Origin of the sequence: Metasolibacillus meyeri (genome assembly GCF_003049505.1) — a bacterium.
Classification (GTDB): domain Bacteria; phylum Bacillota; class Bacilli; order Bacillales_A; family Planococcaceae; genus Metasolibacillus; species Metasolibacillus meyeri.
Window position 1 is genome coordinate 1 of the sequence record NZ_PYWN01000086.1, and the last position, 17,104, is coordinate 17,104.

At 39.4% G+C, this 17,104-nt stretch carries 13 protein-coding genes; 1 reads left to right on the forward strand and 12 read right to left on the reverse strand.

Translation table 11 applies throughout. The annotated features are described in order from the left end of the window. Window positions 1-460: 460 nt before the first annotated feature. Together C9J34_RS21995 and C9J34_RS13130 are read right to left on the reverse strand one after the other, a co-directional pair. Window positions 461-619: a hypothetical protein gene (locus C9J34_RS21995; RefSeq protein WP_193769001.1), complete on the reverse strand. Its 159-nt coding sequence runs from the start codon at window positions 617-619 to the stop codon at window positions 461-463. 86 nt (window positions 620-705) lie between these two features. Further along, window positions 706-1,560, reverse strand: coding sequence for a helix-turn-helix domain-containing protein (locus C9J34_RS13130; RefSeq protein WP_107840498.1), 855 nt, complete (start codon window positions 1,558-1,560; stop codon window positions 706-708). 82 nt (window positions 1,561-1,642) lie between these two features. Between C9J34_RS13130 and C9J34_RS13135 the strand changes: the two genes are divergently transcribed. Continuing rightward, window positions 1,643-2,203 (forward strand): DUF2529 family protein, encoded by a 561-nt coding sequence (locus C9J34_RS13135; protein WP_107840500.1) that lies wholly within the window; start codon window positions 1,643-1,645, stop codon window positions 2,201-2,203. A gap of 172 nt (window positions 2,204-2,375) precedes the next feature. On the opposite strand, the gene C9J34_RS13140 is transcribed toward C9J34_RS13135, so the two are convergent. From C9J34_RS13140 to C9J34_RS13180, 10 genes are all read right to left on the reverse strand, one after another. Beyond that, on the reverse strand, window positions 2,376-3,974 hold the full coding sequence (locus C9J34_RS13140) for a CTP synthase (RefSeq protein ID WP_107840502.1): 1,599 nt from the start codon (window positions 3,972-3,974) through the stop codon (window positions 2,376-2,378). 501 nt (window positions 3,975-4,475) lie between these two features. Continuing rightward, entirely contained in the window at window positions 4,476-5,024 is a 549-nt protein-coding gene (rpoE, locus tag C9J34_RS13145) for a DNA-directed RNA polymerase subunit delta (protein WP_193769002.1), read from the reverse strand. 108 nt (window positions 5,025-5,132) lie between these two features. Then, entirely contained in the window at window positions 5,133-5,291 is a 159-nt protein-coding gene (locus C9J34_RS22000; RefSeq protein WP_193769003.1) for a hypothetical protein, read from the reverse strand. Window positions 5,292-5,462: 171 nt separating this feature from the next. After that, window positions 5,463-8,702, reverse strand: coding sequence for a fused isobutyryl-CoA mutase/GTPase IcmF (gene icmF / locus C9J34_RS13150; protein ID WP_107840504.1), 3,240 nt, complete (start codon window positions 8,700-8,702; stop codon window positions 5,463-5,465). An 88-nt stretch (window positions 8,703-8,790) separates the two neighbouring features. Beyond that, complete coding sequence (locus tag C9J34_RS13155) at window positions 8,791-9,426, reverse strand: TetR/AcrR family transcriptional regulator (protein WP_107840506.1); 636 nt, start codon at window positions 9,424-9,426, stop codon at window positions 8,791-8,793. A gap of 3 nt (window positions 9,427-9,429) precedes the next feature. Next, window positions 9,430-10,566, reverse strand: a complete 1,137-nt coding sequence (locus C9J34_RS13160; RefSeq protein ID WP_107840507.1) for an acyl-CoA dehydrogenase — start codon at window positions 10,564-10,566, stop codon at window positions 9,430-9,432. Window positions 10,567-10,581: 15 nt separating this feature from the next. Further along, complete coding sequence (locus C9J34_RS13165) at window positions 10,582-11,718, reverse strand: acyl-CoA dehydrogenase (RefSeq protein ID WP_107840510.1); 1,137 nt, start codon at window positions 11,716-11,718, stop codon at window positions 10,582-10,584. A 12-nt stretch (window positions 11,719-11,730) separates the two neighbouring features. Next, window positions 11,731-12,579: a 3-hydroxybutyryl-CoA dehydrogenase gene (locus C9J34_RS13170; RefSeq protein ID WP_107840512.1), complete on the reverse strand. Its 849-nt coding sequence runs from the start codon at window positions 12,577-12,579 to the stop codon at window positions 11,731-11,733. After that, entirely contained in the window at window positions 12,579-13,772 is a 1,194-nt protein-coding gene (locus C9J34_RS13175; RefSeq protein ID WP_107840514.1) for an acetyl-CoA C-acetyltransferase, read from the reverse strand. Before C9J34_RS13175 ends, C9J34_RS13170 begins: the two co-directional genes overlap by 1 nt. 457 nt (window positions 13,773-14,229) lie before the next feature. Further along, the gene (locus C9J34_RS13180) at window positions 14,230-16,635 is read right to left on the reverse strand and encodes a (Fe-S)-binding protein (RefSeq protein ID WP_238600654.1); all 2,406 of its coding nucleotides are present in this window, start codon (window positions 16,633-16,635) and stop codon (window positions 14,230-14,232) included. Between the last annotated feature and the right edge of the window lie 469 nt (window positions 16,636-17,104).

A 17,104-nucleotide genomic window follows, 5' to 3' on the forward strand; every position in this document is an offset into this window, starting at 1 on the left:
TCACCAATCAGTGGGGGATGAGGAAAACCCCCACTGATTGAAGGTTCACTTTATGTAAATCAATTACACTTAGAGGTAATTGCACCCAGTGTTCTTCAGAATCTGTGATATTCTTTGGAAATTATCTTGGTTCAGCTAATGTTTGTACACACAATGCTCAAAGTGAACATAAGACATCCATCCCTACTAAAAGTTTTATACTGAACCAAGATAAAAAACTCCGCCTAACAAAAGAGACGAAGCTTATGCTGGATGCTACTGGCTACTTTATTACAATGCTTACTTCACCCCACGAATTATTAATATATTTATAAAAAAAAGTTATATTTATATTCAATGGCTTTTTACTCAGCAAAAACCTTGGCGTTGCCTTAAGTAGCAGCTGTCATCGTTAGGTAAAAGCAATTACTGAATAAAGATTGGTGAGTAACCAGTAGCATATTAATCGGTACATATTCTTTTAAGGTCTACTTGGTAAATCAGGAAGTTCTTTCGAGAAAGTTTGGAATTCTCCATTCGATAATACTACATTAGTTGCTGTCTCTGCTTGCACTTGATAGCCGCTAGCAGATACTAAAATGGCAAAACATACAAATAAATTAGCGAACAACTTTTTCATTATTGCACCCCCTTTTATTAGTAATTTATTACATCTCGAGCAATAAATCAATATTTTTTTAAAAACCATAACATTTTTTATAGGTTTTATTGTAACTCTTCTTTTAATTGCTCTACAATTCTAAGGAAATCTATTTCACCTTGAAGCTCAAACAGGCTTGTCGCTTGTCTAATATAAATTTCTGCCTCAGTAGATGCTTTTTCAAGGATTGATAAGCGAGCCGCTTGGAATAATAGTTCACCTAAAAAATACAATGTTTCATTTTCTAAACAAATTTTAATCGCTTGTTTACAGCAAAGCAGCGCATCTTTAAATTCTTCTTTATATGTTAGCGTCCTTGATTTGCCATATAAAATCTTTATTTTTAAGCGAGCATCTATCTTATTTTGTTCAAAGTTTTTTGTACAAAGCTCGTAATAATACAGTGAAGTATCATAATCTTTCATTTCAAAATAAATAATGGCTAAGCTACTTATAATTTCGATATCTAAAGCCTCCTCCACTTTATCCTGTGGAGGTAAAAGAGATTTTAAAATTTGAGTGGATTTAATGCTATCTCTTTCTAAAAAATATATACAAATACCTTCATTCAACTTTAAAAACTTCTGCTCTCTCGGTGAGTGAGTATTTTTTTTATTTAATTCATTCATAATGATATACGATACCGATTCATAGTCTCGTTGATGTATTAGTTTTCGCACAAGCTTTTCAACTTCTGTATTTTGTTGAACTGGTGTAGAATGTTCACCATGAAAGAAATTTTCGATTGGCACGCCCAATTTTTCAGCGATTTGATGCATAACAACACTTGATGGTGAGCTACCTCCTTTTTCAAAGTTACTAATCATTGCTTGTGTACATATTCCTTTTGCTAATTCGGCTTGTGTATAGCCCATCTTTTTTCTGTAATATTTAATGTTTTTTGAAATTGTCGATATCATGTTATTCCCCTAATCTATGTTTTTTATTATTATAACAAATATATCTATATTGTATTATATTTTATATCAATGAGGTGTAATTATGTCAAAAATATTAACAACACAATTAATTGGTGTATTGCAAAAGATTCAACAAAATGAAGATGATGCAATTGAAGAAACAGCTCGTTTATTAGCTCAAGCCGCTATCGGACAAGGTACTGTCTATTTTGCATGCTTCGATGAAATGCAAGGAGTAGCGCAAAATGCAATGTTTTCAGCAGAGCCGATGGCGAAAGTTGCCTTGTGGACAGCTGATGCTGTCATTACTGAAACGGACCGTGTATGTATTTTTACTCGTCATGCTAATGATGCAGAGGCGCTTGTACTAGCACAGCAGCTATATGACGCATTTATTCCTTTTGCAGCGATTGCTTGTGAGCTCGCAAATCATGACAATCAGTTGAGTGAGCTAGCCTATACGTATATATCGCTCAATTTACGTGGAGCTATTTTGCCACATCCCACAAAACTTGGAGAACGTACTGTCATGCCATCTTTATTAGCCGCGCTTTTTGTTTATGAGGCAATTAAACTAAGCTATGATGAAATGCTTACAGCGGATGAGGATGAAGAGGATGGAATACAATCACCTTTTGGTTGAGGTTTCACTGATACCAGTAAGTCAAAAGTAATGATTCGCCCAACCTATGACGAAATTCGCCCAGCGAAACGTGTTTTTCGCCCAGTGAACATGGAAAATCGCCCATCCAAATAAAAAACAAGGCTTGTCTGAAAAAGTTAATAATACCTTTTCGGACAAGCCTCTCTTTATTTTATTTATTAAATGCCGCACCAACAAATTCACGGAATAGTGGTTGTGGACGTTGTGGACGAGAAATTAATTCTGGGTGGAATTGTGCAGCTACAAAGAATTTCTTTTCTGGTAGCTCGATAATTTCCACTAGCTTGTTATCAGGTGAAACACCTGAGAATACTAAGCCTGCTGCTTCCATTGCCTCACGGAACTCATTATTGTATTCATAACGATGGCGATGACGTTCGTATACTAATTCTTCACCATTGTATGCGCTACGTGCTACGGAGCCTTCTTTTAGTTTACATGGGTATAGCCCTAAACGTAAAGTACCACCTAAATCTGTGTCTTCTGACTGGTCTGGTAAGAAGTCGATAATTGGGTATTTTGTGTCTTTATCTAATTCTGTAGAATGTGCACCTTCTAAGTTCAGAACATTGCGTGCGAACTCAATTGTCGCAAGTTGCATACCTAAGCATATACCTAAGAACGGTACATCATTTTCACGCGCATAGCGAATTGCCTCTACTTTTCCTTCAACTCCGCGATCCCCGAAGCCTCCTGGTACTAAAATGCCATCAGCTTGACTTAATAGCTCCGTCACATTGTCAGCTGTTACATTCTCAGCATTAATCCAATCAATTTCAATATCTGAATCATATACATAACCTGCATGCTTTAATGCCTCGACAACAGAAATATAAGCATCTTGTAGCTCTACATACTTCCCTACTAAAGCAATACGTGTTTTGTTTTCTAAGTTTTTCACTTTATGAACAAGCTCTTTCCAATCTTCCATATTTGCTTTTGGTGCTTTAATTCCAAAATGGTCTAATACGATTTGATCAAAGTCTTGTGCAAGTAAGTTTAATGGTACTTCATATAAATGCTCTGCATCACGAGATTCAATAATGTCTGTTGCGCGAACATCACAGAATAGCGCAATTTTGTCTTTCATTTCTGATGGTACTGGCTGCTCTGTACGCAATACGATAATGTTTGGTTGAATTCCTAATGAGCGCAATTCTTTTACAGAGTGTTGCGTTGGCTTTGTTTTCATTTCACCAGCAGCTTTAATATAAGGCATCAATGTACAATGAATGTACATCACATTTTCATGACCTAAATCACGACGCATTTGACGAATTGCTTCTAAAAACGACAGCGATTCGAAATCACCTACAGTACCGCCAATTTCCGTAATGACAACATCCGCAGACGTTTCACGACCCGCGCGTTGAATGCGGTCTTTAATTTCATTTGTTACATGAGGAATTACTTGAACTGTTCCACCATTATAATCGCCACGACGCTCTTTATTTAACACAGATTGATACACTTTACCTGAAGTGACTGTAGAGTGTTTACCTAAATTAATATCGATAAAACGCTCATAATGCCCTAAATCTAAGTCTGCCTCAGCACCATCATCTGTAACAAAAACTTCACCATGTTGATATGGGCTCATCGTGCCTGGGTCAATATTTAAATAAGGATCGAATTTTTGAATCGTTACTTCTAATCCACGGTTTTTTAATATGCGACCTAATGATGCAGCTACAATCCCCTTACCTAATGAAGATACAACGCCACCTGTTACGAAAATATACTTTGTCATCTTGTATTCCTCCTTCAAAATATGAAAAACTTGATTAGTTTTAGGCAATCAAGCTTTTATGGGTATATTATCTAAAATCAATTAAAGCAAGGCGTAATTGCGTCCAGATTTTCTAAATTTGCAATGAAAATCTATAACATCCACCTAGAGCTCTGAACCAACATATCGTTGGTCACTCAATCATTACCATAAAGATATGGTGCTCTTAGACTGAGCTCCTTTCTAACAGCGAGTTTTTCTATTCCCACTGCAAAGGCAAATTAAGCATTCAACTCCCTCCTGTAAAGAAGGGAGTTTCTTAACTGAATCAAGATTAACAACAAAAAACGCTCCTCCTGCATTTATTTTGCAGGGGGAGCGTGTTGCTTATTCGGTCAATCTCCTTTTTTAAGGAGCCCAATTAAAAGATTATACGGAAGCGTAAAAGAAGTCAAGAGTTTTTGCTTATGACAACTTAATTTATCATGTATTAACAAGTTTTAATTTATACCAAAAGCGATATTACTCTTCGATTTCTTCCTCTTCTTCTAGCTCTTCTTCCTCATCGATAAGGAATTCATCATCTTCCTCAATTAAATCCTCATCAATTTCTTCGTCAATGTCTTCGATTTCTTCTTCATCAAAGTCAATTAGTTCTTCTTCAATTTCCTCTTCATCTTCTACGAACTCGTCAAAGTCCTCTTCAAAGCCTAAATCTTCTTCTTCAAGGTCTTCTAATTCTTCCTCTTCATCTTCAACAAGCTTAGATTTCTTCTTACGTACCTTAACTGTTGGTGCAGTTTCTTCTTCGATTGTTTCGATTTTATACCAAATTCGTAATCCCCATCCGTTTTCATGGTTCAATAAAAAACGTCCGTCTATGTTCATATCTGTATAAAATTGAAGTAAACGAGGTTGTAATTCTTCATCAGACAAGCCATTTAATGCTTGAATTGCTTTTAATAAATCAGCGAATAAAAGCGGTGACTTTCTGTCTTCTAAAATTGTGTATGCTAAGTCGATTAGTGATTCTTCCGCTATTTGTTCTTTTGTCATTTCACGAAGGTTCAAAATCGTGCACGTCCTTTCTTTTCACGTTTAGTTAGCTTATTAGGAAATAATCCTTAAAATTAAATCATGATAACCATTATATACAAACATGGCACTACTATGCTAGCATCATTTCTTGTTTTTTATTTTTGCTACTTCTTTACCACCTATGTAAAAGAAAAATGCTGATAAAAGCAGTAACGGAATCGAAGCCATTTGTTTATTATACAACATAAAAGTGGCAAATAAGCCCGTTATAATCACCATAAATGTTAGAAAGCTTTTCATTTTGCCACCTCACCTTTTGGTATCAATTATGACTTGGTGTAAGTATACTGCAAATTGGCTTTAGGATATATTATTTCGCTTATATTTAAAAAAACTTTTTCATCTTCCAGACAAGAAGCTGCTCGGAAAACAAAAATCCTTTCCGAGCAGCCATTCATCATTTGTATGTGATTACATATTGCGTCGGTATTGTCCACCTACTTCGTATAGCGCTTTTGTAATTTGACCTAAGCTCGCTACTTGTACAGTGTCCATTAACTCCGCAAAAATATTGCCACCTGTTACAGCAGCTTGCTTTAAACGTTTGATTGCTTCATCTGCTTGTGCTGTGTGACGTGTTTGGAACGCTTGCAAATTGGCAATTTGTAAATCCTTTTCTTCCTTTGTTGCACGTGCAATTTCCATGCTGTCAATTTCCTCTGCTGATGGTGGGTTCGGATTTAAGTATGTGTTGACACCAATAATCGGCAGTTCTCCAGAGTGCTTCAAATGCTCATAGTACATCGACTCTTCTTGAATTTTGCCACGCTGGTATTGCGTTTCCATTGCACCAAGCACACCACCGCGGTCATTCATGCGATCAAATTCCTCCATCACAGCTTGCTCTACTAAATCTGTCAATTCCTCAATAATAAAGGCACCTTGTAGCGGATTTTCGTTTTTCGACAAGCCGTGCTCCTTCGTAATAATCATTTGAATCGCCATCGCGCGACGTACAGACTCCTCTGTTGGCGTTGTAATTGCTTCGTCATAAGCATTTGTGTGCAATGAGTTACAATTATCCTGCAACGCCATTAAAGCCTGTAATGTTGTACGAATATCATTAAAATCGATTTCCTGTGCATGCAAGCTACGTCCAGATGTTTGAACATGGTATTTTAACTTTTGTGAGCGCTCATTCGCACCATATTTATCACGCATGACAACAGCCCAAATACGACGTGCTACACGCCCAATTACCGTATACTCAGGGTCTAAACCATTTGAGAAGAAGAAGCTTAAATTCGGTGCGAAATCATCAATATGCATGCCACGGCTTAAATAATACTCAACATATGTGAAACCATTTGCTAGCGTGAAGGCAAGCTGTGAAATTGGATTGGCACCAGCCTCCGCAATATGATAGCCCGAAATCGATACAGAATAGTAATTTCGTACTTTATGGTCGATGAAATACTGCTGAATATCACCCATCATCCGAAGCGCAAATTCCGTCGAGAAAATACATGTATTTTGCCCTTGATCTTCTTTCAAAATATCCGCCTGTACGGTACCACGCACTACTTGAAGCGTTTTTGCGCGCACTTCTGCAAATTCCTCTACGCTTAAGACGCCCCCTAGCTCCTCTTCACGTAGCTTTATCTGCTGATCAATCGCCGTATTCATGAACATCGCTAAAATAATCGGCGCTGGTCCATTAATTGTCATCGACACAGATGTTGAAGGTGCACATAAATCAAAACCTGCATATAGCTTTTTCATGTCATCCAATGTACAAATACTTACACCTGATTCTCCAACCTTACCGTAAATATCTGGTCGAACATGTGGGTCTTCTCCGTATAATGTCACGGAGTCAAATGCCGTAGAAAGACGCTTTGCATCATCGTCTTTTGATAAATAATGGAAGCGTTTATTCGTGCGCTCTGGCGTCCCCTCACCAGCAAATTGACGCTTCGGATCTTCCCCTTCTCGCTTGAATGGGAATACTCCAGCTGTATATGGGAATTCTCCCGGTACATTTTCCGCATAAACCCAACGCAAAATTTCACCATAATCAGCAAATCTCGGCAATGCTACTTTGGGAATTTTTAGACCCGATAATGATGTTGTGCGTAAAATTGTACGAATTTCCTTATCGCGCACTTTCGTTACAAGCTCTTCACCTGCATATGCTTCTTTTAACGCAGCCCAATTTGCTAAAATTCGCTTTGATTCAGCAGATAATTCATTTTTGACACTTTCAATTAATGTATCAATTGATGCAATTAACGCCTCTTCTGATGCAGCGAGCTGCTGCTTAGTCCCTTCTAGCTGATATAATTTGCGTGCAAAATCAACTTGTTGCTGCGCTTTTTTATGATAGCCACGCACCGTATCTGTAATTTCACGTAAGTAATAGCGACGCTCATTTGGAATAATAACATCTTGCTTTTGCGTTTTAATCGATTGCTCATACGATGTTTCCCAACTCAGTTCGAATTTATCGTTAATCGTTTTAACGAGTGCTGCGAATAAAGAGTTTGTACCTTTATCGTTAAACTGACTGGCAATTGTGCCATAAACAGGCATATCATCTAAATTCGCTGTCCATAATTCGCGTGAGCGCTGATATTGCTTTTGTACTTGGCGTAGTGCATCTTCAGAGCCTTTACGCTCAAATTTATTAATTGCGATAATATCTGCATAATCAATCATATCGATTTTTTCAAGCTGTGTTGGTGCACCGAATTCGCTTGTCATAACATACATTGAAAAATCAGTATGCTTTGTAATTTCCGCATCCCCTTGACCGATACCGCTCGTTTCAACAATGATTAAATCGTAACCGGCTACTTTTACAACATCAAGCACATCACCAATTGACGCAGAAAGCTCAGTATGTGAGTTACGTGTTGCTAAACTACGCATATAAACGCGATTGTTGAAAATCGCATTCATACGAATACGGTCACCAAGCAACGCACCACCCGTTTTTTGTTTCGTCGGATCAACTGAAATAATAGCGATTCTCTTTTCAGGAAACTCCTGTAAGAAACGACGAATCAGTTCGTCTGTAAGTGAAGATTTCCCCGCGCCACCAGTTCCTGTAATACCGAGCACTGGTGTATGCTTAGATTTTGCTCGCGCTTCTTCTAGTAAAGATTGAACACCATCACCACCGATTTCCGCAGCTGTAATTAAATTCGCCAAAATTTCTGGTGTATCTGTTGAAAGTTGCTCAAGTTTCTCTAAATAATCACCTTGTAGCGTTGAAAAATCTGTGCCTTCAATTTGCTGATTAATCATCCCTTGTAAACCGAGTACACGCCCATCCTCTGGCGAGAAAATACATGCGATGCCATAGTCATGCAATTCTTTAATTTCACGCGGTAAAATTACACCGCCACCACCACCATAAATTTTAATATGCGGTGCGCCATTTTCGCGCAAAAGGTCGTACATATATTTGAAATATTCCATATGTCCGCCTTGATAACTCGAAATAGCAATCCCTTGCACATCTTCCTGAATCGCTGCATTAACAACCTCTTCAACAGAGCGATTATGCCCTAAATGGATGACCTCTACTCCGCTTGATTGTAAAATACGACGCATAATGTTAATCGATGCATCATGACCATCAAATAGGCTCGATGCCGTTACAAATCGTACATAATTCGTTGGACGATACACTTCTACTTTCCCCATCACTTTTTCCCCCTTCGCTTGCTTGTGCCTGTTATGCAAAAAACGCAAATTGCATACGTAGCGTTATGCAATTTGCGCTCATTTCTCCTTACTCTTGACGCATAATACCACACAGAAAAGTATTCGTTTGGTATTCAATAAACTCGCCTATTGTACAGTGCCTATGTAGCGCCCATCTGCGAAACGCCCAGCTTTGTCCTTGAATAACGATATGGTTCGCTGCCAAAAATAGCTCCTGCTCCGAAAGTTTCAAAACGCCTAACTCTGAGCAATTTTTTAATATATTTTGAAAGAGAGCAACCATTTCTAACTCTTTATTCAACACGTAATGTAGTGCCTCTTGCGATAATGACTTTGATTCCTGATACATAATTGTAAACGCATCTGTCATGCTATCAATTAATAAAAAGTATTGCTTAATTGCTTCTTTTAGCTCATCGACAGTACCTGAATATTGCGGAAAGCTATCAAGACGCTGCCTTACTTCGTTGTAAATGCTATCACATAGCAAGTACAGCACATCTTCCTTTGTTCGCACATATTCATACAATGTGCCAATGCTAAAGCCTGCTACTTTGGCTATTTCACGCGTAGTAGCTCGATGAAAACCTTTTTCTTTAAATAGCACAATTGCCGCATTAATAATTTGCTGACGACGAAATTCAATGAGTTGTGCATCCTTTACCGATGTTTCAACTTGCAGTCTTTCTTTATTTTTTGCCATAGATTACTTCGTTAAATTACGAGAAATTACAAGGCGTTGAATCTCTTGTGTACCTTCGTAAATTTGCGTAATTTTTGCATCACGCATAAAGCGTTCTACAGGATAATCTTTTGTATAGCCATAACCACCAAATACTTGCACTGCCTCTGTTGTCACACTCATCGCTGTATCGCCTGCCATTAATTTTGCCATCGCTGACGCTTGGCCGTATGGTAAATCGTTCGATTCTAGCCATGCTGCTTGGTATGTCAGTAAGCGTGATGCTTCTACTGCCGTTGCCATATCAGCTAGCTTAAATGACACGCCTTGGTTTGCTGCAATCGGCTTACCGAATTGCACACGCTCCTTTGCATAGTCTACTGCCGCGTCTAATGCACCTTGTGCGATACCAACCGCCTGTGCCGCAATACCATTACGTCCACCATCTAATGTTTTCATCGCAATGACAAAGCCATGACCTAATTCCCCTAAAATATTTTCCTTCGGTACACGACAGTTTTCAAAAATAATCTCTGTCGTTGGAGATGAACGAATACCTAGCTTTTTCTCTTTCTTGCCTACAGAGAAGCCTGGCATATCTGCCTCTACGATAAATGCTGTTGTCCCGTGCTTGGACTCAGGATCAGTTACAGCAAACACGACATAAATATCCGCCACACCACCGTTTGTAATAAAAATTTTCGAGCCATTTAAAACATAGTCATCACCATCTAATTTTGCGTATGTTTTCATACCGCCTGCATCAGAACCTGAGCCTGGCTCTGTTAAGCCATATGCTCCGATTTTCTTTCCTTCTGCCATCGGACGAAGATATTTTTGCTTTTGCTCCTCTGAGCCAAATTTATAAATTGGCCATCCTGCTAGTGATGTATGTGCTGATAATGTTACCCCTGTTGATGCACATACGCGAGAAAGCTCCTCTACTGCGATACAATAAGCAAGATAGTCAAAGCCCGCGCCACCATATTCTTCTGGCCATGGAATACCTGTTAAACCTAGCTCCGCCATTTTATCGAAAATTTCGCGACTAAATTCTTCATTCTCATCGCGCTCTGCTGCTGTTGGTGCCACTTCATTTATCGCAAAATCACGAATCATTTCACGCAATTGTTCATGCTCTTCTGATAGTTGAAAGTTCATTTCGTTAATCCCCTTTTACTTTAGTAGATTTTTTCCGATTACAATACGCTGAATCTCACTTGTACCTTCATAAATTTCCGTTACTTTTGCATCGCGGAAATAGCGCTCCACTGGGTAATCCTCGGTATAGCCATAACCACCAAATACTTGCACCGCATCAATCGCTACTTGCACTGCTGTTTTAGAAGCAAATAGCTTTGCCATCGAAGCTTCCTTCCCACATGGTAAACCTTTTGAACGTAAATCTGCTGCACGATAAACAAGTAGTTTCGCCGCCTCTACTGCTGTTGCCATATCGGCTAGCTTAAAGCCAACTCCTTGTTGTGCTGCAATCGGCTTGCCAAACTGTACACGCTCTTTTGCATAAGCTGTTGCTGCCTCTAAAGCTGCTTCCGCAATACCTAATGATTGTGCTGCAATACCAATGCGTCCTACATCTAAGTTGGCCATCGCAATTTTAAAGCCTTCCCCTTCACTGCCTAACAAATTTTCTACTGGTACAAGCATATTCTCAAATGTTAACTGTACTGTGCGCGAGCCATGCAAGCCCATTTTATGCTCATCTTTTCCAATAATTAAACCCGGTGTATCTTTTTCTACGATAAACGCTGAAATGCCACGTGAACCTAACTCTGGGTTTGTATTCGCAAACACAATATAAACGTCCGCTTCTCCACCATTTGTAATGAATACTTTTGAACCATTAATGACATAATGGCCGCCGTCTTTAACAGCACGTGATTTCAATGAGCCTGCATCGCTTCCTGCTCCTGGCTCCGTTAAACAAAACGCCCCTAAATATTCACCTGTTGCTAGCTTCGATACGTATTTTTCCTTTTGTGCATCGTTGCCAAAATAAAGAATTGGATTCGTCCCAACAGATGTGTGAACAGATAAAATAACGCCAACCACTGCACTCACTTTAGATAATTCATTAATCGCTAAAATATATGATGTAAAATCCATCTCTGAGCCGCCATACTGTTCAGGTGCTGTAATACCCATTAAGCCTAGCTCGCCCATCTTTTTTAAAATTTCGCGTGGAAACTCGCCTGCCTCCATACGTTCAACAAATGGTGCAATTTCGCTTTCTGCAAAATCTTTTACCATGTTGCGCATCATTTGCTGTTCTTCTGTAAAACGTAATTCCATTGTGTAGTCCTCCTAGTTGTATACGTAAAAACCGCGCCCTGATTTTTTGCCTAACCAGCCTGCTGCTACGTATTTACGTAACAATGGGCAAGGGCGATACTTACTATCACCGAAGCCTTCATGTAATATTTCCATAATGTATAAGCATGTATCTAAGCCGATAAAATCTGCTAATGTTAATGGTCCCATCGGATGGTTCATCCCCATCTTCATGACATCATCAATCGCTTCTTTTGTCGCAACACCTTCATAAAGTGCATAAATTGCTTCATTAATCATCGGCATTAAAATACGATTCGAAATAAATCCTGGGAAGTCATTTACTTCAACAGGTGTTTTTGCTAACTTGACCGTCATATCTTCTACCGCTTTATATACTTCATCCGTTGTCGCAAGTCCACGAATAATTTCGACAAGCTTCATAACAGGTACTGGATTCATAAAGTGCATACCAATGACTTGCTCTGGTCGTGTTGTAACGGCTGCGATTTCTGTTATCGGTAAGCTCGACGTGTTTGTTGCTAAAATGGCATGCTTTGGTGCAATCGCATCAAGCTGTTTAAAAATGGATTGTTTAATTTCCATATTTTCTACTGCTGCCTCAATAACAATGTCTACATCACTTGCATCTTGTAAATCAAGCGACATCGTAATACGCTCTAAAACAGCTTGCTTCTCTTCCTCTGTTTTACGTCCTTTTTCTACATCACGTGTTAAATTTTTTGTAATAACCCCTAAGCCACGCTCAAAAAACTCTTGCTTCATATCATTTAATACAACTGCATAGCCTGCCTGTGCACAAACTTGTGCAATACCTGAACCCATTTGCCCTGCACCAATTACCATTACTTTTTGAATCATTACTCTGCCTCCACTTCAATCATAATTGCATCCCCTTGACCGCCACCTGAACAAATAGCTGCGATACCAATACCGCCACCGCGACGACGTAGTTCATAAGCTAACGTTAAAATAATACGTGCACCGCTCGCGCCGATTGGATGACCTAGCGCTACTGCTCCACCATTTACATTCACTTTGCTTTCATCAAGCCCCGCGATTTTATTGCTCACTAAAGCAACTGCCGCAAACGCTTCGTTAATTTCAAACAAATCAATATCTGCTAATGTTTTGCCTGTTTTATCAAGTAGCTTTTGAATAACAAGACCCGGTGTTTGCGGGAAATTTTGCGGCTCTACTCCCACTTCCGCATGCCCGATAATCGTTGCAAGCGGCTTGCGATTTTCACGCTGTGCGCGTTCTTCGCTCATACAAACAAGCGCACATGCACCATCATTTACTCCAGGTGCATTACCTGCCGTAATTGTGCCATCTTTACTAAACGCAGACCTCAACGCTGAGAGCGCTTCCAAAGTTGTGCCCACTCGCGGTGCTTCATCCTTGTTCATCACGACTGGTTCGCCTTTGCGCTGTGGAATATCAACAGCTATAATTTCCTCTGCTAGTTTGCCTTCTTCAATAGCCTGTAATGCTAACTGATGGCTACGTACTGCCCATTCATCTTGCTGTTGACGTGTCAAATCAAAGCTTTCTGCTGTTTGATTGCCGTATGTCCCCATATGTACACGCTGCGGATCAAATGCACAAGATAATCCATCAAAAATCATTCCATCAACAAGCTGACCATCGCCCATACGTAAGCCAAAACGCCCTTTAGGTAAATAATACGGTGCATTCGACATTGACTCCATACCACCTGCGACAATTACCTCTTCGTCCCCTAAGCGAATCAGCTGATCTGCCAAGGTCACACTGCGCATACCTGATGCACATACTTTATTAATTGTTTCCGTTTTGACATGCCAAGGAACACCAGCCTTCGTGGCAGCTTGTCGTGAAGGGATTTGCCCTTGCCCTGCTTGCAACACCGTTCCCATAATGACTTCTCCAACCTTTTCTGGCTCGATGCTTGCTCTTTCTAACGCTGCTTTGATTGCAACCCCACCTAAATCGCTCGCCTGCAAGCTTGCTAGGCCTCCTCCAAATTTACCAAACGCTGTACGTGCACCATCCAAAATAACTGTTCTATTCAAAATAAACACCCCTTGTTTAGTTTCGACTGAACGCTCGCTCAGTTACTATTTAAAAAAATATCAATTGTACTCTAGCGTAGTTACGTTCAGATTTTTTAGAGTTTGCTCTTCTTAGAAGCCAGCCTAAAACTCCACGACCTACCCTGCATCACGTAAATCTCCCTCTTTAAAATCTGTGACACCCACTAGAGTCTTTATTTTCATTCAGCAAGTAGCTGAGTGGAAATAACTTTGTACTATTAGTTCAAAGTTTACTAGAAAGGACATGAATTTTCAATTATTGTTTATGTTTTTTGAAATTAGATTTCTAGGTTAAAAGGAATGATTCGCCTATTAAAGTGTGGATTTTATTCGTTAAATACTTTCATTCACCGATGTCCGATTTTTAATCCGTTTTGACAAGAACAGGGCTGTACAAAAGATATTACCCTTTCGTACAGCCCCTTTATTGCATTTCTTATTCTTTCTTTTCTGATGATGGTTGTTCAGCAGCTACATCCTCTGTTGCGACTACTTGTTCAGAGGCTGTTGCTTGTTCTGTAGTTGGTTCGACAGCCTCAGCTTGTTCAATAACCTGCTCTATTGTTACTTCTGCTTTAGAAACTGTTTCTTCAATTTCCTCAGCAACTACATCTACTTGTTCTGTTGCTAGTTCCTCAATAACCTCAGTTTGCTCTGTAGTTACTTCCTTGGCAACTTCTACTGTTTCTTCAACAGCTAGTTCTTCAATAACTTCTTCCTCAGGCACTTCTACTACTTTGTCACCGAAAACAGCGCGCTCTAAAATTTCTGCGATGTCGAATGTGCCGACTGTTTCTTCAACTTCCTTCGCCTTCGTACCGTCTGATAACATCGTTAAGCAGTAAGGACAGCCTGATGAAATAACCGATGCCTCTGTTGCTAATGCTTGCTCTGTACGTGCAACGTTAATACGATTGCCGACATGTTCCTCCATCCACATTAGACCACCACCAGCACCACAGCACATACCTGTTTCGCGGTTACGCTCCATCTCAACAAGCTTCACGCCTGCGATACCTTTTAAAATTTCACGCGGTGGATCATATACATCATTGTATCGACCTAAGTAACAAGAATCGTGGAAGACGATTGTTTCCTCAACGCGATGATTCATGATTAAGCGACCTTGTTGAATTAAATCATATAGCAGCTCAGTATGGTGTAATACTTCACCGTTCCAGCCGAAATCTTTATATTCATTTTTAAAGATATTGTATGCGTGCGGATCAATTGTGACGATTTTCTGCACATTGTTTTTCTCGAACTCATCAATATTGGCTGTCGCTAACTCTTGGAATAAAAACTCATTTCCTAAGCGGCGTGGTGTATCACCTGAGTTTTTCTCTTTATTTCCTAAAATCGCAAATTTTACGCCTGCCTCGTTCATTAAACGTGCAAATGCTAACGCGATTTTTTGTGAACGGTTGTCGAATGAACCCATTGAGCCTACCCAGAATAAGTATTCCATTTCCTCACCCGATTTTTTCAATTCTTTCACAGTTGGAATTGAAATAGATGAGTCAAGCTCGCGCCAGTTTTCTTTTTCTTTACGGTTTAAGCCCCACGGATTTCCTTGACGCTCGATGTTTGTCATCGCGCGCTGTGCATCTGGATTTACTTTACCTTCTGTCATCGTTAAATAACGGCGTAAATCGATAATTTTATCAACATGCTCGTTCATTACTGGACATTGATCTTCACAGTTACGGCAAGTAGTACAAGCCCAAATTTCTTCCTCTGTAATGACATCACCGATTAATGAAGGGCTGTAAATATCGTCAATCACTGCGCCTTCTGCACCAGCAGCCATCGCTAATTGGTTGCCTTGTGTGTTTTTAAACATTTGATACGGAACCCACGGCTTTTGCTTTGTGACAACCGCACCTGTAAATGTTAAATGGTCACGTAATTTGACGATTAAGTCCATCGGTGACAGCATTTTGCCTGTACCTGTTGCTGGACACATATTCGTACAACGACCACATTCTACACAGGCATATAGGTCAATTAATTGCTTTTGTGTAAAGTCTTGAATTTTCCCTACCCCAAGCACCGGCATGTCTTCCTCATCTTCAGCCTCTTCAAGTGCTGAGAAGTCGATTGGACGAAGTGTCCCCATGCGCTCTTGGCGGTTTAAGAAAACGTTAAAAATACTCGTAATTAAGTGGAAATGTTTTGATTGTGGTACATATACTAAGAATGTTAATAAAATTAATAAATGCACCCACCATGCTACATAGAAAATTGCAGCTGCAATTTTTGGTGATAAGAAGCCAAAAATAAAGGCGATGCCTGACGCTACTGGCTCGGCACCTGTTAAGCCATGCTCGTGCCAAATTAAGCCCATTCCATTGGCGATAAGCGTCGAAACCATTAATCCACCAATGAAAATTAAAACAAGGCCATTTTTAAAGCCACGCTTTAAGCGGACAAGCTTCTCCACATAGCGGCGATAAAATGCTGTCACAACCGCTACTAAAATCGTTAATGCCACGATTTCTTGGAAGAATGTAAAGAATGGATAAAGCGGACCAAACGGTAAATGTGACTCAGGCTTTAGACCTTTCCAGATTAAATCAATCGCTCCAAGCTGAACGAGTAAAAAGCCGTAGAAAAAGAGGACGTGCACAATACCCATTTTTTTATCTTTTAATAGCTTGGACTGCCCGAATACTTTTTCTATAATATCGCTAATTCGGTCAGACATTTTTTGATTAAATTCTTCTTTTTTCCCTAATTTAATGAATTCATAGCGCGTTTTTAATAAATATGCAAATAGTCCTCCCCCATAAAGCACTACTACGATAAACGCGACCCAATTCACAATTAATAATGTGCTCATTGCTTCTCCCCCTCATGAATACATATATTAAGCAATTACGTCGAGGTATAATTGCTTTCAGGTTTTTTCGAGCTAACAGTTAATTGATACGCTTCCTGTAGAATTCTCTACAAAACCTGTGACATCCGCCTTGTGATTTAGCGGCTGTATTAAAAGTAAACCCCTCTGTACGCTTTCCCCCATTATAAAGTGTAATCATTTATAAGTCATATTGTAATTTATGAATGAACATTCAGTCAACACAATTTCGATTATTCGTGATATAAAGTGTTGTTCTGCAATAATATTAATCGGGCATTTTGAAGGAGATATGAAATTTTTCTTTGTTGTTTGATTTATTTGCGACTTTCCAGTTTTATTTGCGATTTCTCAGGTTTATTTGCGGCTCTCCCAATTTATTTGCGACTTTCTCAGGTTTATTTGCGACTTCTCAATTTTATTTGCGACTTTCTCAGGTTTATTTGCGACT

Coding starts and splice junctions, on each gene's coding strand:
- C9J34_RS13135 (WP_107840500.1), top strand. CDS start 1,643: ATGTCAAAAATATTAACAACACAATTAATTGGTGTATTGCAAAAGATT.
- C9J34_RS22000 (WP_193769003.1), bottom strand. CDS start 5,291: ATGAAAAGCTTTCTAACATTTATGGTGATTATAACGGGCTTATTTGCC.
- C9J34_RS21995 (WP_193769001.1), bottom strand. CDS start 619: ATGAAAAAGTTGTTCGCTAATTTATTTGTATGTTTTGCCATTTTAGTA.
- C9J34_RS13180 (WP_238600654.1), bottom strand. CDS start 16,635: ATGAGCACATTATTAATTGTGAATTGGGTCGCGTTTATCGTAGTAGTG.
- C9J34_RS13160 (WP_107840507.1), bottom strand. CDS start 10,566: ATGAACTTTCAACTATCAGAAGAGCATGAACAATTGCGTGAAATGATT.
- C9J34_RS13165 (WP_107840510.1), bottom strand. CDS start 11,718: ATGGAATTACGTTTTACAGAAGAACAGCAAATGATGCGCAACATGGTA.
- C9J34_RS13155 (WP_107840506.1), bottom strand. CDS start 9,426: ATGGCAAAAAATAAAGAAAGACTGCAAGTTGAAACATCGGTAAAGGAT.
- C9J34_RS13140 (WP_107840502.1), bottom strand. CDS start 3,974: ATGACAAAGTATATTTTCGTAACAGGTGGCGTTGTATCTTCATTAGGT.
- C9J34_RS13170 (WP_107840512.1), bottom strand. CDS start 12,579: ATGATTCAAAAAGTAATGGTAATTGGTGCAGGGCAAATGGGTTCAGGT.
- icmF (WP_107840504.1), bottom strand. CDS start 8,702: ATGGGGAAAGTAGAAGTGTATCGTCCAACGAATTATGTACGATTTGTA.
- C9J34_RS13130 (WP_107840498.1), bottom strand. CDS start 1,560: ATGATATCGACAATTTCAAAAAACATTAAATATTACAGAAAAAAGATG.